This window comes from Rathayibacter sp. AY1C5, assembly GCF_002931705.1.
Classification (GTDB): Bacteria; Actinomycetota; Actinomycetes; order Actinomycetales; family Microbacteriaceae; genus Rathayibacter.
On record NZ_PSWD01000003.1, the window covers coordinates 141704 to 166716 of the forward strand.

Consider the following 25013-nt stretch of genomic DNA (forward strand, 5'->3'; position numbering starts at 1 on the left):
GCTCACCTTCCCTCCCGGCGGCCCTCCGAGCGCGCCTCCAGGACCGCCCCGACGTTCCCCGCGATCCACTCGACGACCGGCAGCAGCCGATCCGCCAGCTCCGCTCCCAGCGGCGTCAGCCGGTACTCGACGTGCGGCGGGACGACCGGCCGCGCCTCGCGGTGCACGAAGCCGTCCTCCTCCAGGATCCGCAGCGTCTGAGCGAGCATCTTCTCGCTGATCCCGCCGATCCGGCGCCGCAGAGCGCCCCAGCGCAGCGTGCCCGGAGCGAGCGCCGCGAGCACCAGGACGCCCCACTTGCTGGTGACGTGGCCGAAGACCTCGCGGCTCGGGCAGTCGGCGGAGTAGACGTCCCCGGCGAGCAGGGGGGAGTCGGCGATCGTCATGGGTGCTCCTCGGGACAGGGGTGATGACAGTACTAACGAAATAGTGGGTACTGCATTCCGGGAAGCAGGAGGAGGATGCGCCGGTTGCACCCTCCTGGCGGCGGACCTCGCCCGCCCCACCCGTCAGGAAGGACCCCTCATGACCCTCGTCGTCACCGGAGCCACCGGCCACCTCGGCCGTCTCGCCGTCGAGCACCTGCTCGCCCGCGGCACCGCCGCCTCCGACATCGTCGCCACCGGCCGCGACGCCGCGAAGCTCGAGGCGCTCGCCGCCGACCTCGGCGTCCGCACCGCCGTCGCGGACTTCGACGACCCCGCCTCGCTCGACGCCGCCTTCTCCGGCGCCGAGGCCGTCCTCCTCGTCTCGGGCTCCGAGGTCGGCAGGCGCGTCGCGCAGCACACCGCCGCGATCGGCGCCGCCGTCCGCGCCGGCGCGCGCCTGGTCTACACGAGCACCCCGAAGGCGACCACGAGCGCGCTCATCCTCGCCCCCGAGCACAAGGCCACGGAGGAGGCGATCGCCGCCAGCGGCGTCCCCGCCGTCGTCCTCCGCAACGGCTGGTACAACGAGAACTACGAGCAGACCGTCGCCGAGCTCGCCTCCACCGGCAGCACCCTCTCGAGCGCCGGCGAGGGCCGCGTCGCCAGCGCCGCGCGCACCGACTACGCCGAGGCCGCAGCGGTCGCCCTGACCGACCCGTCCCTGGTCGGCACCGTGCACGAGCTCTCCGGCGACACCGCCTGGAGCTTCGACGAGCTGGCCGCGATCGTCGCCGAGGTCGCCGGACGCGACGCCGCGATCAGTCACGTCTCCTCCGACGAGCACGCCCGCGTCCTCACCGGCGCCGGCGTCCCCGAGGGCGGAGTCGGCTTCGTCGTCGGCCTCGACGCGAACATCGCCGACGGCCTCCTCGGCGGGACCGACGGCTCGCTCGCCCGCCTGATCGGGCGGCCGACCACGCCGATCCGCGCGTACGTCGAGGAGCAGCTCGGGCGCTGACGCTCCGGCGTCCCCGTCGGCCACCGTCCGGCTCGCAGGAGCAGTCCGCCCCCGCAAGCCGGACGGTGGCGCGCCCGGCCCTCCCGCGGCTCCGCGCCCGCCCTCCGCGGCTCCGCGCTCGACCCGCCGCACCTCGCGCCACCGTGTCGGCGCCCCGACGTAGGCTGTCCGCCATGACCTCGACGACGCCTCGCTCCGGTATCGACCGCTCCGAACTCGACCCCGCGACGCGCCCGCAGGACGACCTCTACCGGCACGTCAACGGGCTCTGGATCGACCGCACCGAGATCCCCGCCGACAAGGCGCGCTACGGCTCCTTCCACCTCCTCCAGGAGGAGGCGGAGAAGGCCGTGCGCGACATCATCGTCGAGGCGCAGACCGCGCAGCACGGCACCGAGGAGCGCCTGTTCGGCGACCTCTACGCCTCCTTCATGGACGAGGAGCGGGCCGAGGAGCTCGGCGCCGCCCCGATCGCCGACGACCTCGCCGCCGTGCAGCGGGTCGACTCGATCCCCGGCCTGCTCCGCGCGGTCGGCGCCTTCGAGCGCACCGGCGTCCCCGGGCTCTTCGGCCTCTTCGTCGACAACGACCCGGGAAGCCCTGAGCGCTACCTCGTCTTCGTCAACCAGGGCGGCCTCGGCCTGCCGGACGAGAGCTACTACCGCGAGGAGGAGTTCGCCTCCGTCCGCGAGGCCTACACGCCGTTCGTCGCGCGGATGCTGGCCCTGGCCGGCATCGACGCCGCCGAGGCCCGCGCCGAGCGCATCGTCGCCCTCGAGACCGACCTGGCCGCCGCGCACTGGGACAAGGTCCGCAGCCGCGACAGCCAGGCGACCTACAACCTCCGCTCCTGGTCCGAGGTCGAGGAGCTCGCCGCGGGCGTCGATCTCGGCGTCTGGCTCACCGCGATGGGCGCTCCGGAGGGGGCGCTCGCCGAGGTGGTCGTCCGCCAGCCGAGCTTCCTCCAGGGCCTCGCGGGCCTGCTCACCGAGGACCGCCTCCCGGCCTGGCGCGACTGGCTGTCCTGGCAGGTGATCCGCGGAGCCGCGGCCTACCTGTCCAGCGGCTTCGTCGACGCCAACTTCGACTTCTACGGCCGCACCCTCACCGGCACCCCGCAGAAGCGGGAGCGCTGGAAGCGCGCCGTCTCGCTCGTCGAGGGGTCGCTCGGCGAGGCGGTCGGCCGCACCTACGTCGCCCGCCACTTCCCCGAGACGGCGAAGGCCGCGATGGACGTGCTGGTCGCGAACCTCATCGAGGCGTACCGCCGCTCCATCGTCGACCTGGAGTGGATGAGCCCCGCCACCCGCGAGCGCGCGCTCGAGAAGCTCGCGAAGTTCACGCCCAAGATCGGCTACCCGGTGCGCTGGCGCGACTACTCCGCCCTCTCGATCGACCCGGCCGACCTGCTCGGCAACGCCCGCCGCGTGGCCGAGTTCGAGTTCGCCCGCGAGCTCGGCAAGATCGGCCGCCCGCTCGACCGCGACGAGTGGTTCATGACCCCGCAGACGATCAACGCGTACTACAACCCGGGCTTCAACGAGATCGTCTTCCCGGCCGCGATCTTGCAGTTCCCCTTCTTCGACGAGGCCCGCGACCCCGCCGCGAACTACGGAGCGATCGGCGCCGTCATCGGCCACGAGATCGGCCACGGCTTCGACGACCAGGGCTCGCGCTTCGACGGCGACGGCCGCCTCACCGACTGGTGGACCGAGGAGGACCGGGCCGCGTTCGAGGAGCGGACGAAGGCGCTCATCGCGCAGTACGACGCGCTCGCTCCCGCGACCACGCCCGGGCACCACGTGAACGGCGCCCTGACCATCGGCGAGAACATCGGCGACCTCGGCGGTCTCGGCATCGCCTGGAAGGCGTACCTGCTCTCGCTGGACGGCGAGGAGCCGCCCGTCGTGGACGGCCTGACCGGCGCCGAGCGCTTCTTCCTCTCCTGGGCGCAGGCCTGGCAGCAGAAGTCCCGCGACGAGGAGACGATCCGCCTCCTCGCCATCGATCCGCACGCTCCGGCCGAGTTCCGCTGCAACCAGATCGTCCGGAACATCGACGAGTTCTACGCTACTTTTGACGTCTCCGAAGGCGACGCCCTCTGGCTCTCCCCGAGCGAGCGCGTCACCATCTGGTAGTCGCCGCCGACCACCTCCGCAGCACGGACGAGGAGCCCCGGGCATCGAGAGCCGACCGATGCCGCGGGGTCGTCCGTCGATCGCGCGTCCTGCCGGCGCGTGAGGACCCAGGTCCCCCCTCCGCACGACCGCACTCCCGACCCGTAGAGGGGCCGTACCCGTGGTGATCCCCACCAGCGAGACCCGCCGTGAGAGCCGACGCAACCGCCGGGGGCGCCACAAGGGCGGCGGTGACCGCGAGAACTTCCAGCGCGGCTTCGACGCCCTCGGCCGTCTCGCGATCGACGGGGTCGTCGTCTCGGCGCGCGCCGTCGACCTGGCGACCGGCCGCACCCTGTTCGCGGTCGACGACTCCGTCTCGATGCCCACCGCCTCCCTCGGCACTGTCGTGCTGCTGATCGAGGTCGCCGCCCGGCTGGCGAACGAGCCGCAGGAGAACCTGCGCCTGGTCGACCGGACTGCAGCGGACGCGGTCTCGGGCTCCGGGCTCTGGCAGCACCTCCAGGTGCCGTCGATGCCGATCGCCGACCTCGCCGCCCTCGTCGGGGCCTCGAGCGACAACCTCGCGACCAACGTCCTGCTGCGCCGCGTCGGCCTCGACGCCGTGCGCGAGCGGGCGGAGGCGCTCGGCCTCTCCCGCACCGCCCTGCTCGACGTCGTGCGCGACGAGCGCGGCCCGGACGACGCGCCGCAGCTCTCGATCGGCTCCGCCCGCGAGCTGACCTGGCTGCTCGCCACCCTCGCGAACGGCGAGATCGTCGACGCCGCCGTGAGCTCGCGGGTGATCGGCTGGCTCTCGCTCGGCACCGACCTCTCGATGGTCGCCGCCTCGTTCGGGCTCGACCCGCTCGCGCACCGCCACCCCGACCACGGCGTCCTGCTCGTCAACGCGACCGGCACCGACGTCGGCGTCCGCGCCGAGGCGGGCGTCCTCCGCGGCCCGCGCGCCGGAGTCGCCTACGCGGTCGCCACCCAGTTCGACGACACGACCCTGCACTACCGCCTCGCGGTGCTGGAGGGCATGCGCACCCTCGGAGCCGACCTGCTCGAGTACGTGCACTGACGGCTGCCGGGGCGGAGGCTCCTCCGGAGCAGGCCGACCCCGCGGCGCCCCTCGGGTGCCCCGTCAAGTCCGTGACCGCCTCCGGGGGCGCGACCTAGGCTGCCCGCAGCGGCGCCGCCTCCGGGGCGCACCGCGGAGAGGGAACCATGAGCAGCTTCGGCTTCGACGCCCCCGAGGACGTCACCGACACCACCCGCCCCGACGGCGACTCCCTGCCGGTCCCGCCGGAGGACCCGGCCGAGATCGACGACCCCGAGTCGATCGACGAGGCGCTCGACCAGGGCGCCGACGCCCGCCTCGGCGACGACCAGGACCCGCCGGAGCACCCCTTCATCCCGTCGCCCAGCTGATCGGCCGGCCGGGCGCCCCAGCGGCGCCCGGCCTTGTCCGACCTGGCTGCTCCTCCGAGCCGACTACTCCTTCGACCCCGGCTTCAGGCGGTTCGCGAGGCGCTTGATCGGGTGGGCGGGCTCGCGCTCCGCCGGATCCTCGACCTCGAGGCCGTAGAACGTGCCGATGTCGCCGACGAACGCCTTGCGGCGGGCCTTGTCGTACGCGCGGATCTCGCGGCGGAAGGCGATCACCGTCGCGACGCACATCAGGATCATCACGACGCTGAACGGCAGGGCCGAGAGGATCGCCGCGGTCTGCAGGGCGTCGAGGCCGCCGGCGACCAGGAGCGACAGGGCGAGCAGCGCGGTCGCGACGGCGAAGAACACGCGGATGCGGTTGCGCGGCTCCGGCTCGCCGCCGGTCGCGATCATCGACATCACCAGCGCTCCGGAGTCAGCGGAGGTCACGAAGAAGACGCCGATCAGGAGGATCGCGCCGATCGTCAGCACCGAGCCCGCGGGCAGTCCCTGCAGCATCGAGAAGAGCGCCAGGTTGGTGTCGACCGAGCCGTCGGCGCCGACGAGGCCGCCGTCGCCGTAGAGCTCGCGGTAGATGGCCGTGCCGCCGAGGACGCTGAACCAGAGGAAGGTCATGATCGTCGGCACGAGCAGCACGCCGCCGACGAACTCGCGGACCGTCCGGCCCTTCGAGACGCGGGCGATGAAGATGCCGACGAACGGCGCCCACGACATCCACCAGCCCCAGTAGAACGTGGTCCACGAGGCCTGCCACTGCTCGCCCTCGCGCCCGGCGTAGGCGCTGACCGTGAAGGTCAGGCCGATGAAGTTCTGCAGGTAGTTGCCGAGCGACTGCACGAACTCGCGGAGGAGGAACTGGGTCGGGCCGGCGACGAGCACGAAGACGAGGAGCGCGGCGGCGAGCAGCAGGTTGCCGGTCGAGAGCCACTTCATGCCCTTGCCCACGCCCGAGATCAGCGAGAAGACGGTCAGGCCCGTGACGACGGCGATGACCACGATCTGCACGGTGAGCGACGACTCCACGATGCCGCTCGCCTCCAGGCCCGCCGAGATCTGGGTGACGCCCAGGCCGAGCGAGGTCGCGACTCCGAACATGGTGCCGACCAGGGCGACCACGTCGATCGCGTTGCCCCAGCCGCCGCGGACCCGGCGGCCCAGCAGCGGCTCCAGCGCCCAGCGGATCGACACCGGCCGCTTGCGGCGGTGGATCGCGTACGCGAGGGCGAGGCCGACCACCACGTAGATGGACCAGGCGTGGACGCCCCAGTGCAGGTAGGTCTGCGAGATCGCGCTCTGCGCGAGCTGCGTCTCGGTGCCGGTGACGCCCGGGCGCGGAGTGGCGAAGTGGGTGAGCGGCTCCGCGACGCCGTAGAAGACGAGGCCGATGCCCATGCCGGCGGCGAAGAGGAGCGAGATCCAGGCGAGCATCGAGAACTCGGGCTCGTCGTCGTCGGCGCCGAGCTTGATGTCGCCGAAGCGGCTCACGCCCATCCAGATGGCGAAGGCCACGAAGACCGCGGCGATCAGCACGTAGTACCAGCTGAACGTGTTGACGACGGTGGTCTGCAGCGTCGAGAACACGGAGGTCGCGGCGTCGGGCGCGAGGATCGCGAAGGCCGCGATCGACAGCGTGAGGACGGCGGCGGGCCAGAAGACCCACCGCGCGAGGCGGTGCGGAGGGGCGGTCGTGCCCGCGGTGGCGGGGGCGGTGTCCGGGGAGGACGGGTGCTCGGACATGGGGTCCTCTCGTCGGCGGCAACCGTCCACGGTACACGGGGGCCCGTCGGCGGCCCCGGCCGGGGGAGCCGGGCTGGCATGACCCGGCCCCGGTGCGGGAGGCTGGACCCGTGCAGTTCAGAGTGTTCACCGAACCCCAGCAGGGCGCGAGCTACGAGGACCTCCTCGCCGTCGCGCAGGCCGCCGAGAGCCTCGGCTACGACGGCTTCTTCCGCTCCGACCACTACCTCCGGATGGGGGACGGCGACCCCGGCGTGGGCCCGTCCGACGCGTGGACGACACTCGCCGGCCTCGCCCGCGAGACCGAGCGGATCGCGCTCGGCACCCTCGTCTCCTCCGTCACCTACCGGCCGCCGGGGATCCTCGCGATCCAGGTCGCCCAGGTCGACGCGATGTCCGGGGGCCGTGCCGAGCTCGGCCTCGGCACCGGCTGGTTCGAGGAGGAGCACGCCGCGTACGGCATCCCCTTCCCTCCGCGCCGCTTCGACCTCCTCGAGGAGCAGCTCGAGATCGTGACCGGCCTGTGGTCGACGCCGGTCGGCGAGCGCTACTCCTTCGCCGGCGAGCACTACACGCTGACCGACTCCCCGGCCCTGCCCAAGCCCGCCCGCCTGCCGCTGCCGGTCATCGTCGGCGGCGGCGGCCCCAAGCGGACCCCGGCGCTCGCGGCGCGGTTCGCGAGCGAGTTCAATCTGCCCTTCCCCGAGTTCGACGCGATCCCGGGGGCCTTCGAGCGCGTCGACGAGGCGTGCCGGGCGATCGGGCGCGAGCCCTCGTCGCTCGTGCACTCGGTCGCGCTGATCGCGGTCGGCGGAGGCGACGAGGCGGAGTTCACGCGCCGTGCCGCGGCGATCGGCCGCGAGCCCGCCGAGCTGCGCGAGCACGGAGTGGCCGGCGGCGTCGACGAGGCGGTCGACCGCCTCGAGTCCCTCCGCGAGGCCGGCTGCGAGCGCGTCTACCTGCAGTTCATGGACCTGCAGGACCTCGACCACCTCGACTTCTTCGCCCGGGAGGTCCTGCCGCGCCTGTCGGCGTAGGGCGGGCGCCGCTGCTGCCGACTCTACGTCGACCGTCCAGGAGTCGTCGCACTCGCGCTCGACTGCGACGACTCCTGGCTTCTCGCGGTCTCGTCCTCGCGGCTTCGCGCCGAGTGCGACGACTCCTGGGCACTCGCGGGCTGCGGGCAGCACGCTCCGGCCCGCGCGCCCGGGCGTCCGTCCGCGCTGCGGCCTACGCTGGAGGGATGGCGGACACGATCGAGCGCGCGGACGAGCGCCTGGCGACCCGCTCGGCGGCCGAGGTCCCGTGGATCGTGCTGGTCTGGGACGATCCGGTCAACCTGATGTCGTACGTCTCGTACGTCTTCCGCAGCTACTTCGGCTTCGGCCGGGCCGAGGCGGAGCGGCTGATGCTGCAGGTGCACACCGAGGGGCGCGCGGTCGTCGCGACCGGCAACCGCGAGGAGATGGAGCGGCACGTGGAGGCGATGCACGGCTACGGCCTGTGGGCGACGCTGCAGAAGGCCGACGCGTGAGCGCCCCGCTGCTCCCGGCCGCCGCGGAGACCGGAGAGCACCCCGCTCGCGGCATCCGAGGACTCGGCTGATGCGCGCGTTCCGCCGCGACTCCTCCGGAGCGGCCGTCGCCCGCTTCGACCGCGAGGAGGCCGGGATCCTCCGCCACCTGGCCGGCGAGATGCTCGAGCTGCTCGACCGCGGGGCGTCCTCGGAGGAGGCCCGCTCCGATCCGGCGCTCGCGCGCCTCCTGCCCGACGCCTACCGCGACGACGCCGAGGCGGCCGACGAGTTCCGCCGCTTCACCGCTCCGGACCTCGCCGCCCGCAAGATGGACGACGCCCGCGCCGTCACGGCGGCCCTCGACGCCGGCGACGGCACGAGTCACGGCCGGATCTTCGAGGGGCTGGGCGAGGTCGCGGTCCGTCTCGAGGAGCCGCAGGCGATCGCCTGGCTCCGCGCACTGACCGACATGCGGCTCGCTCTGGCCGTGCGGCTGGGGATCGACGACACCGACGACGTCGTCCCGGAGGAGGGGAGCGCGGCCGCGATCCGCAGCGTCTACGACTGGCTGGGCGGCGTGCAGGACGGACTCGTCCGCGCCGTCGACGTGTGATCCGCTCGTCCTTCCAGCGATTCCACAGCTGTGGACAACCCTGTGGAAAGGTGTGGAGAACCGGCTCCGGGAGCACCTCCGAACGGCGGAGCGCCGGGCGCGGGGGTGTGGAAACGCGTAGCGTCCACCCTGTGAACACTCCGAGCACCGCCGACGCCCAGCGCACCGCCGACGACATCCAGGACTCGCGGGCGGTGCGGACCCTCGCCCGCGGCGGCTTCGCGGCGAACGGCCTCGTCCACCTCCTGATCGGAGTGATCGCGCTCGGCGTGGCCCGCGGCGGCGGAGGCGAGGCCGACCAGAGCGGTGCTCTCGGCGCCCTCGCGGCGCAGCCCGGCGGTCTGGTGATCCTCTGGATCTGCACGGTCGGCCTCTTCGGCCTGGCGCTCTGGGGGCTGCTCGAGGCGTTCCTCGTCCGCCCGCGCGAGAGCGCCCTGAAGACCTGGGGCAGCCGGCTGAAGGAGGCGGGCAAGGCCGTCGTCTACGGCGCCCTCGGCGTGACGGCGCTGAAGTTCGCGACGGGCGGCGGGTCGAGCTCGTCCGAGTCGTCCGAGAGCGCGAGCGCGCAGGTGCTCTCGGCGCCGGGCGGAGTCGTGCTGCTCGTGATCGCGGGACTGGCCGTCCTCGCGGTCGGCGGCGTCTTCGTGTACCGCGGAGCGAGCAGGAAGTTCCTCGAGAACGTCGCGGAGCCGGGCGGTACGGCGGGCACCGTCGTCACCGTGCTCGGCGTCGCCGGCTACGTCGCCAAGGGCGTGGTCCTCGGCGCTCTCGGCGTGCTGCTGATCGTCGCCGCCGTCACCCATGATCCGGAGCAGGCGGGCGGGCTCGACGAGGCGCTGAAGTCGCTCGTGGAGCTGCCGGCAGGTGTGCTCCTCCTCGGCTTCGTCGCCGTCGGGCTCATCGCCTACGGGCTCTTCTGCTTCGCCCGCGCGCGCTGGCCGCGCCTCTGATGTCGGATAGCGGATCCGCTCCTTACATGTCACCCCCCTTCCGCGCAACTGGTCCCGCCGTCCCGGAGTCGGTGACACGCTGAGGCCTGTGAGTGCTGGAGGCGAGGACGCGACCGGTGGACGGGTGCGTCCGCCGCTGACGCAGGACGCCGCCCGTCTGCTGACCCGCTCCGCCACGGGGGACGCCTCCGCTCTGGGAGAGCTCGTCGACCGCTTCGGCGGCCTCGTCTCGGCGTGCGTCGGCACGGTCCAGGCCGACCCGGCCGGCCGCGACCGGCTCTGCACCGACGTCTTCACCGCCGTCTGGCGCCGCTCCCGCGAGGGCGCCCGCTCGCCGGAGCCCGTGCTCTGGGTGCTCGAGGTCCTCTGCGAGACCCTCGGCACCGCGCACGAGCTCGCCCGGCGTCCGCTCGGCAGCGGCCTGCTCGCCCTCGACTGCCCGGACCGCGAGCTCCTGCTGCTGGCTGCGGCCGGCGGCTTCTCGCAGGCCGAGATCTCGGCGCTGACCGGGATCGACGAGTTCCGGCTGCGCTCGATCCTCCGGAACGCGCTCGAGACGCTCCAGGGCCGCGACAGCGATCTTCTGACGGCCTGACCGCCGGAGCCGTCGCGGGAGTAAAGTTGAGTCCGTCGAACTCAACTTTCGAGCCACGGAGGAGACCACCATCATGCAGGCCGGTCGGATGCCCCAGCAGGACGAGAAGTCCGCACTCGAGCAGTACGGCGTCAACCTGACCGCCATCGCGGCGAGCGGCAAGCTCGACCCGGTGATCGGGAGGGACGCCGAGATCCGGCGCGTCAGCCAGGTGCTCACGCGCCGCACCAAGAACAACCCCGTCCTCATCGGCGAGCCCGGCGTCGGCAAGACCGCCGTCGTCGAGGGGCTCGCCCAGCGGATCGTCGCGGGCGACGTCGCCGAGAGCCTCAAGGGCAAGCAGCTCGTCAGCCTCGACCTCTCGGCCCTGATCGCCGGAGCGAAGTACCGCGGCGAGTTCGAGGAGCGGCTGAAGGCCGTGCTCCAGGAGATCGAGGAGTCCGACGGCCGGATCATCACCTTCATCGACGAGCTGCACACGCTGATGGGCGCGGGCGGCGGCGAGGGGTCGGTGGCGGCCGCGAACATGCTCAAGCCCATGCTGGCGCGCGGCGAGCTGCGGATGATCGGCGCGACGACGCTCGACGAGTTCCGCCAGTACATCGAGAAGGACGCCGCTCTCGAGCGCCGCTTCCAGCAGGTCTTCGTCGGCGAGCCGACCGTCGAGGACACCGTGGCGATCCTCCGCGGGCTGAAGGAGCGCTACGAGGCGCACCACAAGGTGGCGATCGCCGATTCCGCCCTGGTCGCCGCCGCGTCGCTCTCGAACCGCTACATCACCTCCCGCCAGCTGCCGGACAAGGCGATCGACCTGATCGACGAGGCCGCGTCGCGGCTGCGCATGGAGATCGACTCCGCTCCCGTCGAGATCGACGAGCTGCGCCGCTCCGTCGACCGGCTGAGGCTCGAGGAGCTGGCGCTGAAGAAGGAGAAGGACGAGGCCTCGAAGGCGCGGCTGGAGAAGCTGCGCGAGGACCTGGCCCGCCGCGGCGCCCAGCTCGAGGAGCTGCAGGAGCGCTGGGAGCGCGAGCGCGCCTCCCTCAACCGCGTCGGCGAGCTCAAGAACCGGCTCGACGCCCTGCGGATCGCCGCCGAGCGGGCGCAGCGCGAGGGCAAGCTCGAGCGCGCGTCGAAGCTGCTCTACGGCGACATCCCGGTGATCGAGCGCGAGCTCGCGGCCGCCGAGGCGGAGGAGGAGCCGGCCGAGGGCCGCATGGTCAACGAGCAGGTGACGGCCGACGACATCGCCGCGGTGATCGCCGCCTGGACGGGGATCCCCGTCGGGCGCCTCCTGCAGGGCGAGACCGAGAAGCTGCTGCACCTCGAGACCGAGCTGCACCGCCGACTGATCGGCCAGGACGAGGCGGTGTCGGCCGTCGCGGACGCGGTGCGCCGCACCCGCGCGGGCATCTCCGACCCCGACCGGCCGACCGGCTCCTTCCTCTTCCTCGGGCCGACCGGCGTCGGCAAGACCGAGCTGGCGAAGGCGCTCGCCGACCACCTCTTCGACGACGAGAAGGCGATGGTCCGCATCGACATGTCGGAGTACGGCGAGAAGTTCGCCGTCTCGCGGCTGGTCGGCGCCCCTCCCGGCTACATCGGCTACGAGCAGGGCGGCCAGCTCACGGAGGCGGTCCGCCGCCGCCCGTACTCGGTGGTGCTCCTCGACGAGATCGAGAAGGCGCACCCCGAGGTGTTCGACGTCCTGCTCCAGGTGCTCGACGACGGCCGGCTCACCGACGGCCAGGGGCGGACGGTCGACTTCCGCAACACGATCCTCATCCTCACCTCCAACCTGGGGTCGCAGTTCCTCGTGGACCCGGCGCTGTCGCGGCCGCAGAAGGAGGAGGCGGTCCAGCAGATGGTGCGCCAGGCCTTCAAGCCCGAGTTCGTGAACCGGCTCGACGACATCGTGATCTTCGACGCGCTCGACCGCACCGAGCTCGGCGAGATCGTGTCGCTGTACGTCGACCGGCTGTCGAGGAGGCTCTCGGAGCGACGGCTCGACCTGGCGGTGACGCCCGCGGCCCGCGGGTGGCTGGCCGAGCGCGGCTACGACCCGCAATACGGCGCGCGGCCGCTGCGCCGGCTGATGCAGCGGGCGATCGACGACCAGCTGGCGACGGCGCTGCTCGGCGGCACGGTGCGCGACGGGGACGTGGTGCTGGTGGACGTGGCGCCGGACGGCGAGAGCCTGTCGGTGACGGCCGGGATGCCCGCGTCGGACTGACCGGGGTGCTCGACCCCTGTCGCGAGTCCGCAGAGGTCGCGGTGGTCGCGGTCGACGCCGACGTCTAGGGGGACGGGAAGGAGCGCGCCGGCGGTGACGGGAGGTCCCTCCACAGGGCGCTCGCGGGCGGTACTCGTCCACAGTGGCGGGATCCGCGGGCGGCGCGTCCGGCGGGCTCCGTAGCGTCGGCGGCATGTCCTTCGAAACGCCCGGCCCCCGCATGGCCGACCTCCCTCCCGAGGAGCGGCCGAGGGAGCGCCTCCGCGCCTACGGACCGGAAGCGCTCACTGACGCCGAGACCCTCGCCGTGCTCATCGGGGCCGGCGTCCGCGGCGCCAACGCGACCGTCGTCGCGCAGCGCCTCCTCGCGCGCTTCGGCGGCATCGACGCCGTCGCCCGGGCCGGGGTGGGCGATCTGATGCGGCACCGCGGAGTCGGCGAGGTCGCCGCCTGCCGCCTGGTCGCCTCCTTCGAGCTGCGGCGGAGGATGAACCGCGCCTCGCGCGCCGCCCGCGTGACCGACGCCGCCGGCCTGGCCGGGCTCGTCGCTCCGCTGCTGGCCGCCCGGCCGGTCGAGACCGTGCTGGCGGTGGCGCTCGCCGAGTCCGGAGCCGTCCGCGACGTCCTGACGCTGGCCGACGGAGCCCCGGCGCACGCCGAGATCCCCGTCGCCGCCGTGCTCGCCGAGGTGCTGGCGCGCGGCGCGGCGGGCATCGGCCTGGCGCACAGCCACGCGGGCGAGGCCGTGGTGCTCCCCTCCGACCGTGCGGCGACGCGGGCGGTCGCCGACGGGGCAGAGGCGTGCGGCCTGCGGTTCCTCGCGCACGTCGTGATCGGGCGCGACGGCTGGGCGGAGGCGCAGCCGTGACGCGGCGCAGGGCTGCTGCGGGGCTGCTCCGTTCCGGCACGACGCCTCCCGCCCCGCGCCGGACCGCCCCCGGCCGTGCCCCGGCTCTCCACCCGTGCCGCGTCGGCGCGCGTTCGTGCAAGCCCCCGCCTCTCCGGCACCCGCGGCCGGTCGCGGGCGTACCGTGGACGCCGACCCCACCCCCCTCCCGACCAGGAGCACCCATGCGAGCAACACTCATCCACGGCGAGCGCGACATCCGACTCGAGGAGGTCCCCGACCCGCAGCTCTCGACGGGGCGCGACGCGATCGTCCGCGTCACCGCGGCCTGCGTCTGCGGCTCCGACCTCTGGCCCTACCGCGGCGTCACTCCCACCAAGGAGGCGCACCGCATCGGCCACGAGTTCGTCGGCGTCGTCGAGGAGATCGGCGACGACGTGCACGACGTCGCGGTCGGCGACTTCGTGATCGCCCCGTTCTACGTCTGCGACGGCACCTGCGCGAACTGCGCCAACGGCGTCTCCACCTCGTGCCTCACCGGCGGCTGGTGGGGCGCCGAGGTCCGCGAGGAGGGCTTCGCGGACGGCGCCCAGGGCGAGAAGGTGCGCGTGCCCCTCGCCGACGGCACGCTCTTCCGCGTGGGCATCGATCCGGACCCGGCGCTCATCCCCAGCCTGCTCACCCTCGCCGACGTGATGGGGACCGGCCACCACGCCGCGGTCTCGGCCGGCGTCACCGCTGGCTCGACCGTCGCGGTCGTCGGCGACGGCGCGGTCGGCCTCTGCGCCGTCCTGGCGGCCAAGCGCCTCGGCGCGACCACGATCATCGCGATGTCGCGGCACGAGTCGCGGCAGAACCTCGCCCGCCGCTTCGGGGCGACCCACATCGTCGAGACCCGCGGCGACGAGGGCGTCGCGCGCGTCCGCGAGCTGACCGGCGGGATCGGCGCCGACTGCGTGCTCGAGTGCGTCGGCACCAAGGAGTCGATGCAGCAGGCCCTCGACTCCGCCCGCCCCGGCGGCATGGTCGGCTACGTCGGCGTCCCCAACGGAGGCCCCGAGCTGCCCGTCCGCCAGATGTTCGGCTCGAACGTGGGCGTCAACGGCGGAGTCGCGCCGGTCCGCGGCTACATGGCCGAGCTGCTGCCCGACGTGCTCAGCGGCGCGATCGAGCCCGGTCTGGTCTTCGACCTCGAGCTGCCCCTCGAGGAGATCGCCGAGGCGTACGCCGCCATGGACGAGCGCCGCGCGATCAAGACCCTCGTGCGTCCGTAGTCCCGCCGAGGGGCGCCGGCACGGTCGCGAGGAGTAGCCTCCCGCGCATGACCGCGTCAGCCCGCACCGCCGCGACGGCGCCCCTCTTCCACCCCGACCTCGCGCTCGGCCGCTTCCTCCCGCCGATCGTCCTCGGCCCGCGACTGCTGCGCCTCGCCACGCGACGCGCCGCCGAGGGAGGCGAGGCTCCGCCCGACATCGTGGTCGACGACGTCGAGATCCCCGTCGCCGGAGCCGCTCCCGTCCGGGCCCGCAGCTACCGGCCGCGCATCCTCCGCGGTACCGCTCCCGCGCTCCTCTGGGTGCACGGCGGCGGCATGGTGCTCGGCAGCCACCTCCAGGACGAGGCGTCCTGCATCGACTTCGCCCGCACCCTGGGCATCACGGTCGTCTCCGTCGACTACCGCCTCGCGCCCGCGCATCCGGCCCCGGCTGCCGTCGAGGACGTGCTGGCCGCGTTCGACTGGCTCGTCGAGCACGCGCAGGAGCGCGGCGTCGACCCGGCGCGCATCGCCGTCGGAGGCGCGAGCGCGGGCGGCGGCATCGCCGCGGGTGCGACCCTCCTCGCCCACGACCGCGGAGGAGCGCAGCCCGCGTTCCAGCTGCTCGTCTACCCGATGCTCGACGACCGCACCGTCACCCGGCCCGGTCCTCCTCCGCGCGGAGTCCGCGTCTGGACCCCGGGCAGCAACCGCTTCGGCTGGACCGCCTACCTCGCCGGCGAGCCCGGCGGCCCCGGCGTCACGGCCTACGCCGCCCCCGCCCGCCGCGACGACCTCACGGGCCTGCCGCCGGCCTGGATCGGCGTCGGCGGCCTCGACCTCTTCCACGACGAGGACGTCCGCTACGCCGAGCGCCTGCGCGCGGCCGGAGTGCCGTGCGGGCTCGAGATCGTTGAGGGCGCCTTCCACGGCTTCGACGCCCTGTTCCGCCGGACCGGTGTGGCGAAGCGCTTCTGGGCGGCGCAGGCCGCGGCGCTCGGCGAGGCCCTCCTCGCCTGACATCCGCGTCGACGCGCCGGGCCGATTCCGTCTCCGGCGCTCGGCACTGCGAGGCTGAGGGGCGACGGCCGCCGCCCGCGCGTCATTTGTGCCGTGCCTGCCGCGCATCCCTCTCCGCCCGCCGCCCCGCCCCGCCCCGTCTCCCGGAGGACCCATGGACATCGACCGCCTCGCCACCCGCTACGAGATCGCCCTGCCCGCCTGGATCGGTGACGCCCTCCGCGACGTCCCCGAGGTCCTCCCGAGCCTCGAGGACCGGATGGCCCTCGTGCACGCGCTCGCCGACCGCAACTTCCGCGAGGGGAACGGCGGCCCGTTCGCGGCGATCGTCGTCGAGCGCGACTCCGGTCGTCTCGTCTCGGTCGGAGTGAACGTCGTCCTCGGCAGCGGGGTCTCGTCCGGCCACGCCGAGGTGACGGCGCTCGGTCTCGCGCAGACCGCGCTCGGCACCTGGGACCTCGGCGGCGAGGGCCTCCCCGCTCACGACCTGGTCGTCAACTGGCGCCCGTGCGTGCAGTGCTACGGAGCGACGATGTGGTCGGGGGTGCGCCGCCTGGTCGTCGCGGGCTCCGGCCCCGAGCTCGAGGAGATCAGCACCTTCGACGAGGGGCCGATGCGCGAGGACTGGGCCGCCCAGTTCGAGGCCCGCGGGATCGAGGTCGTCGACGGCGTGCTCCGCGACGAGGCCCTCGACGTGTTCCGCGCCTACCGCGCCTCCGTCGACTCCGGCGAGGTGCTCGTCTACAACGCCCGCGCCGACTCCTGATACCGCGGCGGGTCCGGTCCTCGCATCGGTTCCGCGCTGGACGCACGGGAGCCCCGCCTCAGCGGGGCCCCGTGCGGTCCTGAGCTGCCGGCCGCTGGAAGCGGTCAGTGGCGGCTCAGCGCCACCAGTCGTCGAACATCGACAGCGGCACCTGGCGCTTGTGCTCGGTCGCGGCGTACCGCGCCTCGATCGCCTCGGCGACGGCCCGGTCGACCTCGCCGCCCTCGAGGTACGTGTCGAGGTCGGCGTAGGTGAGCCCGAGGTTCGTCTCGTCGGTCTGGCCGGGGTTGTCGTCGAGCAGGTCCGCGGTCGGCGCCTTCTCGTAGAGCCGGGCCGGTGCGTCCAGGTGCTCGAGGAGCGAGCGCCCCTGCCGCTTGGTGAGGCCGGTGAGCGGGAGGACGTCGGCGCCGCCGTCGCCGTACTTCGTGAAGAAGCCGGTGACCGCCTCGGCCGCGTGGTCGGTCCCGACGACGAGCATCCCGGCCTGGCCGGCGATCGCGTACTGCGCGATCATCCGCATCCGCGCCTTCACGTTGCCCTTCACGAAGTCGCTGATCGGCTCGTCGACCGCGTCGCCGAATGCTGCGGCCACGCCGTCGACGCCCTGGTGGATGTCGAAGACGACCTGGCGGTCCGGGCGGATGAACGTGAGGGCGAGCTGGGCGTCCTCCTCGTCGGCCTGCACCTTGTACGGCAGGCGGACCGCGATGAAGGAGGCGTCGCCGCCGCTCGCGCGGACCTGCTCGACCGCGAGCTGGCAGAGGCGCCCGGCGAGGCTCGAGTCCTGGCCGCCGCTGATGCCGAGGACGAGGCCCTTCGCGCCGGTGCTGCGGAGGTAGTCGGCGAGGAATCCGCTGCGCCGTTCGACCTCGACGGCCGGATCGACGGCGGGGGAGACGTGGAGCTCGGAGATGATCTGCTGTTGGACGTCGCGCACGGCTTCACGCTACTCCGGATGCTCCCCGGCGGCCCCTCCTCGCCGCGGACGCGCAGGCTCCCGACGCCTCCCCGAAACAGGGTCCGCCCGCCGCGTCCGACTGGCGCGGCGCCTACCCGCGCTCGGCGACGATGCGGGCGATGCGCGCCGGGACGGTGTCGTCCTGGAGGCTCGTCACGTCTCCGAGCGGGCGGCCGTCGCGGATGTCGCCGAGCAGCCGCCGCATGATCTTGCCGGAGCGGGTCTTGGGCAGATCCGGCACCACCACCACGTCGCGCGGCTTGGCGATCGGACCGATCGCGACCGCCACGTGGTCGCGCAGGAGCGCCGAGAGCGTCGTGCCGAGCGCGGCCCAGTAGGCCGGGTCCTCCTCGGCGCGGTCGACGGCCTCGTCGGAGGGGATGACGAACGCCGCGATGGCCTGGCCGGTCGTCGCGTCGGCGACTCCGACGACTCCGGCCTCGCCGACGGCCGGATGGGCGACGAGTGCCGACTCGATCTCGATCGTGGACAGGCGGTGCCCGGAGACGTTGATGACGTCGTCGACGCGGCCGAGCACCCAGACGTCGCCGTCGGCGTCGTACTTCGCGCCGTCCCCCGAGAAGAACCACCCCTGGGACGCGTAGCGGGCCCAGTAGGAGTCGCGGTACCGCTCCGGGTCGCCCCACACGGTGCGGGCGAGCGCCGGCCCTGTCCGGTCGACCACGAGGTACCCGCCGGAGCCGTTCGGCACCCGCTCGCCGTGCTCGTCCACCACGAGGACGCCGAGCCCGGGCAGTGCTCCGAGCGACGAGCCCGGCTTGAGGGTCGAGACGCCCGGCAGCGGGCACATCACCGCGGCGCCGGTCTCGGACTGCCACCAGGTGTCGACGATCGGGCAGCGCCCGCCGCCGATCGCCTCGTGGAACCAGACCCAGGCCTCGGGGTTGATGGACTCGCCGACGGTGCCGAGCAGGCGCAGGCTCGACAGGTCGTACCGGTCGGGCACGCCCTCGGGGAACCAGGTCATCAGCGTCCGGATCAGCGTCGGCGCCGTGTAGTAGACGGTCACCCCGTACCGCTCGATGATCTCGAAGTGCCGGGTCGTGTGCGGGGTGCTCGGGGTGCCCTCGTAGATCACCTGGGTGAGCCCGTTCGAGAGCGGTCCGTAGATCTCGTAGGTGTGCGCGGTGACCCAGGCGAGGTCGGCGGTGCACCAGTGCACGTCGTCCGGCTTCGCGTCGAACACGGCCCAGTGCGTCCAGGAGGCCTGCGTGAGGTAGCCGCCGCTGGTGTGCACCAGCCCCTTGGGCTTCCCGGTCGTGCCGGAGGTGTAGATGATGAACAGCGGCGTCTCGGAGTCGAAGGCCTCGGCCTCGTGGACGTCGCTCTGCGCGTCGACCAGCTCGTGCCACCAGACGTCGCGGCCCGGGGTCCACGGGACGTCGGTCTCATCGGTGCGGCGGACGACGAGGACGTGCTCGATCGACGCGACGCCCTCGACCGCCCGGTCGGCGCTCGCCTTGACCGGCACCGCCGCTCCGCGCCGGAACTGCCCGTCCGTGGTGACCAGGAGCTTCGCGCCGGTGTCCTCCACGCGGAACCGCACCGCCTCGGCGGAGAAGCCGCCGAAGACGAGCGAGTGGATCGCTCCGATCCGCGCGATCGCGAGCGTGATGACGATGGTCTCGGGGATCACCGGGAGATAGACGACGACGCGGTCGCCCTTACCGATCCCGAGCGCGGTCAGCGCGTTCGCGGCGCGGGAGACCTCGCGCTGGAGCTCGGCGTAGGTGATCGACCGCCGGTCGCCGCGCTCGCCCTCGAAGTGGAGGGCGGTCTTCCCGCCGCGTCCCGCGTCCACGTGGCGGTCGACGCAGTTGACGGCCACGTTCAGCCGTCCGCCCTCGAACCAGGTCGTGCGCGGCACCGAGAGCGAGCCGTCGGGCAGCGGAGCGGCAGGCTCCCAGCTGTGGGCGGTGTGCCACGGCTCCGCCCACTCGAGGCGGCGGGCGGCCTCCTCCCAGAACGCGACCGGATCGGCGGCGGCGCGCGAGTACTCCTCCGCGCCCGCGTTCGCCTGCGCGGCGAAGGCCGCGGGCGGGGGGAACCGGCGGTGCTCGTCGAGCAGGTTGGCGATCGTCCCGCTCACGCTCGGAGCTCCCTCCCCGGCGCTCACGCCCACTTCCTCACGGCGTAGCGCTGGAACACGCCGACGACGGCATCGGTGAGCTTGCCCAGCACGGCCAGCAGGACGATCGCCAGGAACACCCGGTCGATCCGGCCGTTGTTCTGGCTGTCGATGAGGCGGAAGCCGAGGCCCATCGAGGAGGCGATGAGCTCGGAGGCGACCAGGAACAGCCACGACTGGGCGAGCGCGAGGCGCAGCCCGGAGATCACGGAGGGGATCACCGCGGGCAGCTGCACCGTCGTGAAGAGCCGGACGCCCGAGAGGCCGAAGGCGCGGCCCGCCTCGACGAGGTGCCGGTCGACGTGGCCGAGCGCCGTGGCCACCGTGGTGAAGACGGGGAAGAACGCGCCGATCGTGATCAGCGTGATCTTCGACTCCTCGCCGATGCCCATCCAGAGCAGCAGCAGCGGGACCCAGGCCAGCGACGGGACCGCCCGGATCGCGCCGAGGGTCGGCCCGAGGACGACCTCCCAGACGCGGGAGAGCCCGAAGAGCGCGCCGACCACGAGCCCGAGCGCCGAGCCGAGCGCGAACCCGATGAGCACGCGCTGCGTCGAGATGGCGACGTCCTGGCCGAGGTCGCCGCGCTGGGCGAGGTCGACGCCGGCCGCCCAGACCATCGCGGGCGAGGGGAAGACCGCCACCGAGACCATCCCGGTCGTCGTCGCGATCTGCCAGGCGGCGAGCAGCAGCACGGGCAGGACCGCGCCTCCCGCGACCACGAACCACCGTCGCGTGGTGAGCGGGTGGGAGCGGTCCTCGCGGAGGCGGCGCTGGGAGGCCGCGACCGACGGGCCCGCCGTCACGAGTCCGGGCTCACCCGGCATCGGCGCGGACAGCGCGCTCCGCCGCAGCACATCGGCGTCGGTCGCGGTGTCGTCGTCGCGGATCGTCATCGTCGGTCTCCTCGGATCACGGGGTCGGGGGCGGAGGGCCGGACCCTCAGGCGCCGATGGCGCTCGGGTCGGCCGCCGAGGCGTAGGTGTCGTCGAGCAGCGAGTCGAGCGCGTCGTCGACCTGCTGCTGCGAGGCGACGTCGCCGTTCTCGACGAAGATCGGGCCGATCACGGCGAGCACGTCGGTCTGCGCGGAGCCGGGGACGTTGTCGACGTCGAGGTTGCTGCGCTCGGTGATGACCGTCGTCGCCACCGCCACGTCGAGGCCGGCGACGGAGGCGAGGATGCTCGCCGTCTCGTCCTGGTTCTCGAGCGCCCAGGCGCGGGCGTGCTCGTACGCGTTCACGACGGTCTGCGCGAGGTCCGGCTTCTCGGCGAGGAAGCTCTCGGTCGCGTTGAGCAGACCGTAGGAGTTGAAGTCGACGTTGCGGTAGAGCAGGGTCGCCCCGGCCGCCTCGGCGCCGGCCATGATCGGGTCCAGGCCCGCCCAGGCGTCGACGGAGCCGTTCTGCAGCGCCGCCCAGCCGTCGGCGTGCTGCAGGTTCTGCACCGTCACGTCGCCGATGCCCAGCCCGGCGGCCTCGAGCGCCTGCACCAGGAAGAAGTACGGGTCGGTGCCCTTGGTGGCCGCGATCTGCTTGCCCTTGAGCTGCTCGACCGACGTGATCGCCGAGCCGGCGGGGACGACGAGGGCCGACCACTCCGGCTGCGAGAAGATGTCGATCGTCTTGATCGGCGAGCCGTTCGAGCGGGCGAGCAGCGCGGCGGAGCCGGCGGTGGAGCCGACGTCGATCGCTCCGGCGCGCAGGGCCTCGTTGGCCTTGTTGGAGCCGGCCGACTGCACCCAGGCGACGGTGACCTGCTGCTCGGCGAGGGCGGCCTCGAGCCAGCCCTTCTCCTTGATGACCAGGCTCAGCGGGTTGTACGTCGCGAAGTCGAGCGTGAGCGTGCCGCCCTGAGTTCCTCCGGAGGCGGCGTCGGCGGTCGCGGCCGCCGCTCCTCCTCCGCCCTCGCCCTGCACGCAGCCCGCGAGGAGCGGGACGGCGGCGGCGGTGAGCAGACCGGCGAGAGCGGTGCGGCGGGTGAGCGGGGAGCTGGTGAACGACATGGGGGCCTCGGCTTCGGGGATGCGGTGACAGCGAGTGTGGACGCTGCAGGGGAGGGGCGGTGCGGGGAGGTGCTCGTGCGGTGGAGAGCGGGAGGAGGAGGCGGCTGGGGAGGGAGGTCGTGCCGCCCGGACCGTGCCGCCCGGACCGTGCCGCCCGGGTGGAGGGATGCGGGTCGATCCGCCCGGGGTCAGTGCCGCTCGATGCCCAGCCCCGCGAGGAGCTCGGCCCGGTGCTCGGCGAGCTCCGCCGAGCCGCGGTCGCGCGGCCGCGCTCCAGGGACGGTGACGATCCGCTGGATGCGCGAGACGCCTCCGGGCTCGTCGCGCCCGAGGAGCACGATGCGGTCGGCCAGCTGGAGGGCCTCGTCGACGTCGTGGGTGACGAGCAGGATCGTCGCCGGAGCCGCCGCGTGCACGTCGAGCAGCAGGTCCTGCATCCGCAGGCGGGTCAGCGCGTCGAGCGCCCCGAAGGGCTCGTCCAGGAGGAGCACGCCGGGGTTCCGGGCGAGGGCGCGGGCGAGGGAGGCGCGCTGGGCCATGCCTCCGGACACCTCGCGGGGCCGCGAGCGGGCGTGCGCGGTGAGGCCGACCAGCGAGAGCAGCTCGTCGACGGCGGCGCGGGCGGCCGGGCGCGGGGTGCCGCGCGGCAGGCCGAGCGCGACGTTGTCGGCGATGCTCCGCCAGGGCAGCAGCCGCGGCTCCTGGAACGCCACCGCGCAGCGCGGGTCGATGCCGGAGACGGGGGCGCCGTCGATGAGGACGGACCCCTCAGAGGCGGTGTCCAGGCCCGCCGCGATGCGCAGCAGCGTCGACTTGCCGCAGCCGCTCGGGCCGAGGATCGCGATGACCTCGCCCGCGGCGGCCTCGAGCGTCACGTCCGTCAGCACGGGGGACCCGGGCGCGAAGGTGCGGCCGACCCCCTCGAAGCGCACGGGGAACGCCGACTGGCCGAGCTCGGCGTCGAAGGCCAGGCTCGTGCGGGCGGCGGGGGTGGCGGGCATGTCTCTCCGGGCAGCGGGACGGGCGGGCGGATCGTCCGATCGTACGGAGAGGCTCCCGGCGGCACAGCGGGGACCGACACGGGGAGTAACACAGGGGGTGGGACGCGGAAGGCCTCCCCGGTCCGCAGACGGGGGAGGCCTTCCGCCGGAGGGCTACGCCTGGACGAGCACGAGCTCCTCGAGGGGCAGGCGGGTGCGCGGCGCGGTCTCGCGCTCGCGGAGGGTCTCGTTCGCCAGCGCGTCGGCGTCGGCCGCGACTCCCACCGCGGCGATCGTCACCGGGTCGAAGCGCTCGTCGACGCCGAACGCGGCGCGGACGGCGTCCTTGTCGAAGCCGGCCATCTGGTGCACGTGCAGGCCCTCGTGGTGCGCCTGGACGCTGAGGTGGGCGATCGACTGGCCGAGGTCGTAGACGGCCCAGGGGCGCGGCTTCCCCTCGGAGTCGACGGTCTCGGCCAGCGCGACGACCAGGACGGCGGCGGAGCCGGCCCAGGCGCCGTTGAAGCCGGCGAGCGTCGAGACGATGCGGTCGAACCCGTCGGTTCCGCGGCGGGCGACGATGAAGCGCCACGGCTGCGAGTTGCTGGCGGACGGGGACCAGCGCGCGGCCTCGAGGAGGGACGCGAGGGTCTCGTCGGAGACGGTCGCGGACGCGTCGTAGGAGCGGGGGCTCCAGCGCTGCGCGAGGACGTCGAGGATCGGGGCGCTGGTGCTGGCGGTGCGGGAGGCGGTGGCGGACATCGCGGGGCTTCTTCCGTGCGGGGGACTGGGGGAGGGGCTCCGTCGCCCGTGGAGCCCAACCGTCCCCGCACCGCGGGCATTCCCGCGCGCGCACGGCAGGCGCCCGCACGCGCGTTCGCCCACGGAGGAGCGGGCCGCCTCCGAGCCCCGGAACGGTACGGTGGGAGACGGCGTGGTCACCCCGCGCACCACCATCCACGACTCTGGAGGATCATCCATGGCCCAGCACTTCGACGTCGTCGTCCTGGGGGCAGGCCCCGGCGGATACGTGGCCGCGATCCGCGCCGCCCAGCTCGGCAAGTCCGTCGCCGTCGTCGAGAAGCAGTACTGGGGCGGTGTCTGCCTCAACGTCGGCTGCATCCCGTCCAAAGCGCTGCTGCGCAACGCGGAGCTCGCCCACCTCTTCCACACCCAGGCGAAGCAGTTCGGCATCTCGGGCGACGTCTCGTTCGACTTCGGCGCGGCGTTCGACCGCAGCCGCTCGGTCGCGGACGGCCGCACCAAGGGCGTCCACTTCCTGATGAAGAAGAACAAGATCGCCGAGTTCGACGGCGTCGGCTCCTTCACCGGCCCGCAGGGCCTCGACGTGCAGCTGAGCAAGGGCGGCACGGAGTCGCTGACCTTCGACGACGCGATCATCGCGACCGGCGCGAGCGTCCGCCTCCTGCCCGGCGTCGAGCTCTCCGAGAACGTCGTCACCTACGAGACCCAGATCATGACCCGCGAGCTCCCCGACACGATGGCCATCGTGGGCGCGGGCGCGATCGGCATGGAGTTCGCCTACGTCCTCAAGAACTACGGCGTCGACGTGACGATCATCGAGTTCATGGACCGCGCCCTCCCCAACGAGGACCCGGACGTCTCCAAGGAGATCCAGAAGCAGTACAAGAAGCTCGGCGTCGAGATCCTGACCTCGACCAAGGTCGAGTCGGTCGTCGACAAGGACGGCTACGTCACGGTCACCTACACCGCGAAGGACGGCACGCAGTCGACCCTCGAGGTCGACAAGGTGCTCATGTCGATCGGCTGGGTCCCCCGCACCGAGGGCTTCGGCCTCGAGAAGACGGGCGTCGAGCTCACCGAGCGCGGCGCGATCGCGATCGACGACCACATGCGCACCAATGTGCCGCACATCTACGCCATCGGCGACGTCACCGCGAAGCTGCAGCTCGCGCACGTCGCGGAGGCGCAGGGCGTCGTCGCCGCCGAGACCCTCGCCGGTGCCGAGACCCAGACCCTGGGCGACTACCGGATGATGCCGCGCGCGACGTTCTGCCAGCCGCAGATCGCCTCCTTCGGCCTCACCGAGAAGCAGGCGACGGACGAGGGACACGAGATCACCGTCTCGACCTTCCCCTTCATGGCGAACGGCAAGGCCCACGGCCTCGGCGAGCCCACCGGCTTCGTGAAGCTCATCGCGAGCAAGAAGTACGGCGAGCTCCTCGGCGCCCACATGATCGGCCCGGACGTCTCGGAGCTGCTCCCCGAGCTCACGCTCGCCCAGAAATGGGACCTCACGGCGACCGAGCTGGCCCGCAACGTGCACACCCACCCGACGCTGTCGGAGGCGCTGCAGGAGGGCTTCCACGGCCTCAAGGGGCACATGATCAACATGTAGGGCTCGTCCCTCCACGGCCTCCGGCCCGCAGGATCCCGCTCGGCTCGTCCGCGGC

General features: G+C 73.3%; 23 protein-coding genes. 15 read left to right on the plus strand and 8 right to left on the minus strand.

The annotated features are described in order from the left end of the window. Nucleotides 1–2 precede the first annotated feature (2 nt). Nucleotides 3–386: a helix-turn-helix domain-containing protein gene (locus C5C57_RS04295; RefSeq protein WP_160033071.1), complete on the minus strand. Its 384-nt coding sequence runs from the start codon at nucleotides 384–386 to the stop codon at nucleotides 3–5. A 139-nt stretch (nucleotides 387–525) separates the two neighbouring features. Between C5C57_RS04295 and C5C57_RS04300 the strand changes: the two genes are divergently transcribed. The 4 genes from C5C57_RS04300 to C5C57_RS04315 all read left to right on the plus strand — a co-directional run bounded on the left by C5C57_RS04300 (nucleotide 526) and on the right by C5C57_RS04315 (nucleotide 4937). Next, nucleotides 526–1386, plus strand: a complete 861-nt coding sequence (locus tag C5C57_RS04300) for an NmrA family NAD(P)-binding protein (protein WP_104297334.1) — start codon at nucleotides 526–528, stop codon at nucleotides 1384–1386. A gap of 173 nt (nucleotides 1387–1559) precedes the next feature. Beyond that, entirely contained in the window at nucleotides 1560–3524 is a 1965-nt protein-coding gene (locus C5C57_RS04305; protein ID WP_104260965.1) for a M13 family metallopeptidase, read from the plus strand. A gap of 160 nt (nucleotides 3525–3684) precedes the next feature. Beyond that, the gene (locus tag C5C57_RS04310) at nucleotides 3685–4587 is read left to right on the plus strand and encodes a serine hydrolase (RefSeq protein ID WP_104222833.1); all 903 of its coding nucleotides are present in this window, start codon (nucleotides 3685–3687) and stop codon (nucleotides 4585–4587) included. 146 nt (nucleotides 4588–4733) lie between these two features. Beyond that, the gene (locus tag C5C57_RS04315) at nucleotides 4734–4937 is read left to right on the plus strand and encodes a hypothetical protein (protein ID WP_104222832.1); all 204 of its coding nucleotides are present in this window, start codon (nucleotides 4734–4736) and stop codon (nucleotides 4935–4937) included. A gap of 63 nt (nucleotides 4938–5000) precedes the next feature. Here C5C57_RS04315 and C5C57_RS04320 read toward each other — a convergent pair whose 3' ends face one another. Further along, nucleotides 5001–6695, minus strand: a complete 1695-nt coding sequence (locus C5C57_RS04320) for a BCCT family transporter (protein WP_104258185.1) — start codon at nucleotides 6693–6695, stop codon at nucleotides 5001–5003. Between the two features lie 110 nt (nucleotides 6696–6805). On the opposite strand from C5C57_RS04320, the gene C5C57_RS04325 reads away from it, so the two are divergent. From C5C57_RS04325 to C5C57_RS04370, 10 genes are all read left to right on the plus strand, one after another. Next, nucleotides 6806–7732 carry an LLM class F420-dependent oxidoreductase gene (locus C5C57_RS04325; protein ID WP_104234367.1) on the plus strand — a complete coding sequence of 309 codons (927 nt, stop codon included), beginning with the start codon at nucleotides 6806–6808 and terminating at the stop codon, nucleotides 7730–7732. A 206-nt stretch (nucleotides 7733–7938) separates the two neighbouring features. Beyond that, nucleotides 7939–8229, plus strand: a complete 291-nt coding sequence (gene clpS, locus C5C57_RS04330; protein ID WP_104222829.1) for an ATP-dependent Clp protease adapter ClpS — start codon at nucleotides 7939–7941, stop codon at nucleotides 8227–8229. 70 nt (nucleotides 8230–8299) lie between these two features. Continuing rightward, complete coding sequence (locus tag C5C57_RS04335; protein ID WP_104225742.1) at nucleotides 8300–8824, plus strand: DUF2017 domain-containing protein; 525 nt, start codon at nucleotides 8300–8302, stop codon at nucleotides 8822–8824. Nucleotides 8825–8955: 131 nt separating this feature from the next. Then, nucleotides 8956–9774, plus strand: a complete 819-nt coding sequence (locus C5C57_RS04340) for a DUF1206 domain-containing protein (protein WP_104225741.1) — start codon at nucleotides 8956–8958, stop codon at nucleotides 9772–9774. Between the two features lie 88 nt (nucleotides 9775–9862). Continuing rightward, entirely contained in the window at nucleotides 9863–10369 is a 507-nt protein-coding gene (locus C5C57_RS04345) for an RNA polymerase sigma factor (protein WP_146082352.1), read from the plus strand. An 88-nt stretch (nucleotides 10370–10457) separates the two neighbouring features. Next, complete coding sequence (locus C5C57_RS04350) at nucleotides 10458–12599, plus strand: ATP-dependent Clp protease ATP-binding subunit (protein ID WP_374953299.1); 2142 nt, start codon at nucleotides 10458–10460, stop codon at nucleotides 12597–12599. A gap of 193 nt (nucleotides 12600–12792) precedes the next feature. Next, complete coding sequence (locus C5C57_RS04355) at nucleotides 12793–13467, plus strand: RadC family protein (protein WP_104327642.1); 675 nt, start codon at nucleotides 12793–12795, stop codon at nucleotides 13465–13467. 203 nt (nucleotides 13468–13670) lie between these two features. Continuing rightward, complete coding sequence (locus tag C5C57_RS04360) at nucleotides 13671–14720, plus strand: zinc-dependent alcohol dehydrogenase family protein (protein WP_104222823.1); 1050 nt, start codon at nucleotides 13671–13673, stop codon at nucleotides 14718–14720. A 47-nt stretch (nucleotides 14721–14767) separates the two neighbouring features. Further along, entirely contained in the window at nucleotides 14768–15721 is a 954-nt protein-coding gene (locus C5C57_RS04365) for an alpha/beta hydrolase (RefSeq protein WP_104222822.1), read from the plus strand. Between the two features lie 154 nt (nucleotides 15722–15875). Next, nucleotides 15876–16487 carry a nucleoside deaminase gene (locus C5C57_RS04370; protein WP_181027247.1) on the plus strand — a complete coding sequence of 204 codons (612 nt, stop codon included), beginning with the start codon at nucleotides 15876–15878 and terminating at the stop codon, nucleotides 16485–16487. 115 nt (nucleotides 16488–16602) lie between these two features. Here the strand turns inward: C5C57_RS04370 and nadE are convergent, their stop codons facing one another. From nadE to C5C57_RS04400, 6 genes are all read right to left on the minus strand, one after another. After that, on the minus strand, nucleotides 16603–17424 hold the full coding sequence (gene nadE, locus C5C57_RS04375; RefSeq protein ID WP_104222821.1) for an ammonia-dependent NAD(+) synthetase: 822 nt from the start codon (nucleotides 17422–17424) through the stop codon (nucleotides 16603–16605). Nucleotides 17425–17536: 112 nt separating this feature from the next. Then, nucleotides 17537–19555 (minus strand): acetate--CoA ligase, encoded by a 2019-nt coding sequence (gene acs, locus C5C57_RS04380; RefSeq protein WP_104297361.1) that lies wholly within the window; start codon nucleotides 19553–19555, stop codon nucleotides 17537–17539. A gap of 23 nt (nucleotides 19556–19578) precedes the next feature. Continuing rightward, on the minus strand, nucleotides 19579–20490 hold the full coding sequence (locus tag C5C57_RS04385; RefSeq protein ID WP_258068242.1) for an ABC transporter permease: 912 nt from the start codon (nucleotides 20488–20490) through the stop codon (nucleotides 19579–19581). A 46-nt stretch (nucleotides 20491–20536) separates the two neighbouring features. Continuing rightward, on the minus strand, nucleotides 20537–21598 hold the full coding sequence (locus C5C57_RS04390; protein ID WP_104269041.1) for an aliphatic sulfonate ABC transporter substrate-binding protein: 1062 nt from the start codon (nucleotides 21596–21598) through the stop codon (nucleotides 20537–20539). 188 nt (nucleotides 21599–21786) lie between these two features. Continuing rightward, nucleotides 21787–22599, minus strand: a complete 813-nt coding sequence (locus C5C57_RS04395) for an ABC transporter ATP-binding protein (protein WP_104222820.1) — start codon at nucleotides 22597–22599, stop codon at nucleotides 21787–21789. Between the two features lie 153 nt (nucleotides 22600–22752). Next, on the minus strand, nucleotides 22753–23340 hold the full coding sequence (locus C5C57_RS04400) for a nitroreductase family protein (RefSeq protein ID WP_104297337.1): 588 nt from the start codon (nucleotides 23338–23340) through the stop codon (nucleotides 22753–22755). 217 nt (nucleotides 23341–23557) lie between these two features. Between C5C57_RS04400 and lpdA the strand changes: the two genes are divergently transcribed. Next, nucleotides 23558–24958, plus strand: a complete 1401-nt coding sequence (gene lpdA, locus C5C57_RS04405) for a dihydrolipoyl dehydrogenase (protein WP_104222818.1) — start codon at nucleotides 23558–23560, stop codon at nucleotides 24956–24958. The last annotated feature ends 55 nt before the right edge of the window (nucleotides 24959–25013 follow it).

Bases quoted from the DNA above. Each gene is read 5' to 3' on its own strand.
- C5C57_RS04295 (WP_160033071.1), bottom strand. From the start codon at position 386: ATGACGATCGCCGACTCCCCCCTGCTCGCCGGGGACGTCTACTCCGCC.
- C5C57_RS04300 (WP_104297334.1), top strand. From the start codon at position 526: ATGACCCTCGTCGTCACCGGAGCCACCGGCCACCTCGGCCGTCTCGCC.
- C5C57_RS04305 (WP_104260965.1), top strand. From the start codon at position 1,560: ATGACCTCGACGACGCCTCGCTCCGGTATCGACCGCTCCGAACTCGAC.
- C5C57_RS04315 (WP_104222832.1), top strand. From the start codon at position 4,734: ATGAGCAGCTTCGGCTTCGACGCCCCCGAGGACGTCACCGACACCACC.
- C5C57_RS04320 (WP_104258185.1), bottom strand. From the start codon at position 6,695: ATGTCCGAGCACCCGTCCTCCCCGGACACCGCCCCCGCCACCGCGGGC.
- clpS (WP_104222829.1), top strand. From the start codon at position 7,939: ATGGCGGACACGATCGAGCGCGCGGACGAGCGCCTGGCGACCCGCTCG.
- C5C57_RS04335 (WP_104225742.1), top strand. From the start codon at position 8,300: ATGCGCGCGTTCCGCCGCGACTCCTCCGGAGCGGCCGTCGCCCGCTTC.
- C5C57_RS04350 (WP_374953299.1), top strand. From the start codon at position 10,458: ATGCCCCAGCAGGACGAGAAGTCCGCACTCGAGCAGTACGGCGTCAAC.
- C5C57_RS04355 (WP_104327642.1), top strand. From the start codon at position 12,793: ATGTCCTTCGAAACGCCCGGCCCCCGCATGGCCGACCTCCCTCCCGAG.
- C5C57_RS04360 (WP_104222823.1), top strand. From the start codon at position 13,671: ATGCGAGCAACACTCATCCACGGCGAGCGCGACATCCGACTCGAGGAG.
- C5C57_RS04365 (WP_104222822.1), top strand. From the start codon at position 14,768: ATGACCGCGTCAGCCCGCACCGCCGCGACGGCGCCCCTCTTCCACCCC.
- C5C57_RS04370 (WP_181027247.1), top strand. From the start codon at position 15,876: ATGGACATCGACCGCCTCGCCACCCGCTACGAGATCGCCCTGCCCGCC.
- C5C57_RS04385 (WP_258068242.1), bottom strand. From the start codon at position 20,490: ATGACGATCCGCGACGACGACACCGCGACCGACGCCGATGTGCTGCGG.
- C5C57_RS04390 (WP_104269041.1), bottom strand. From the start codon at position 21,598: ATGTCGTTCACCAGCTCCCCGCTCACCCGCCGCACCGCTCTCGCCGGT.
- C5C57_RS04395 (WP_104222820.1), bottom strand. From the start codon at position 22,599: ATGCCCGCCACCCCCGCCGCCCGCACGAGCCTGGCCTTCGACGCCGAG.
- C5C57_RS04400 (WP_104297337.1), bottom strand. From the start codon at position 23,340: ATGTCCGCCACCGCCTCCCGCACCGCCAGCACCAGCGCCCCGATCCTC.
- lpdA (WP_104222818.1), top strand. From the start codon at position 23,558: ATGGCCCAGCACTTCGACGTCGTCGTCCTGGGGGCAGGCCCCGGCGGA.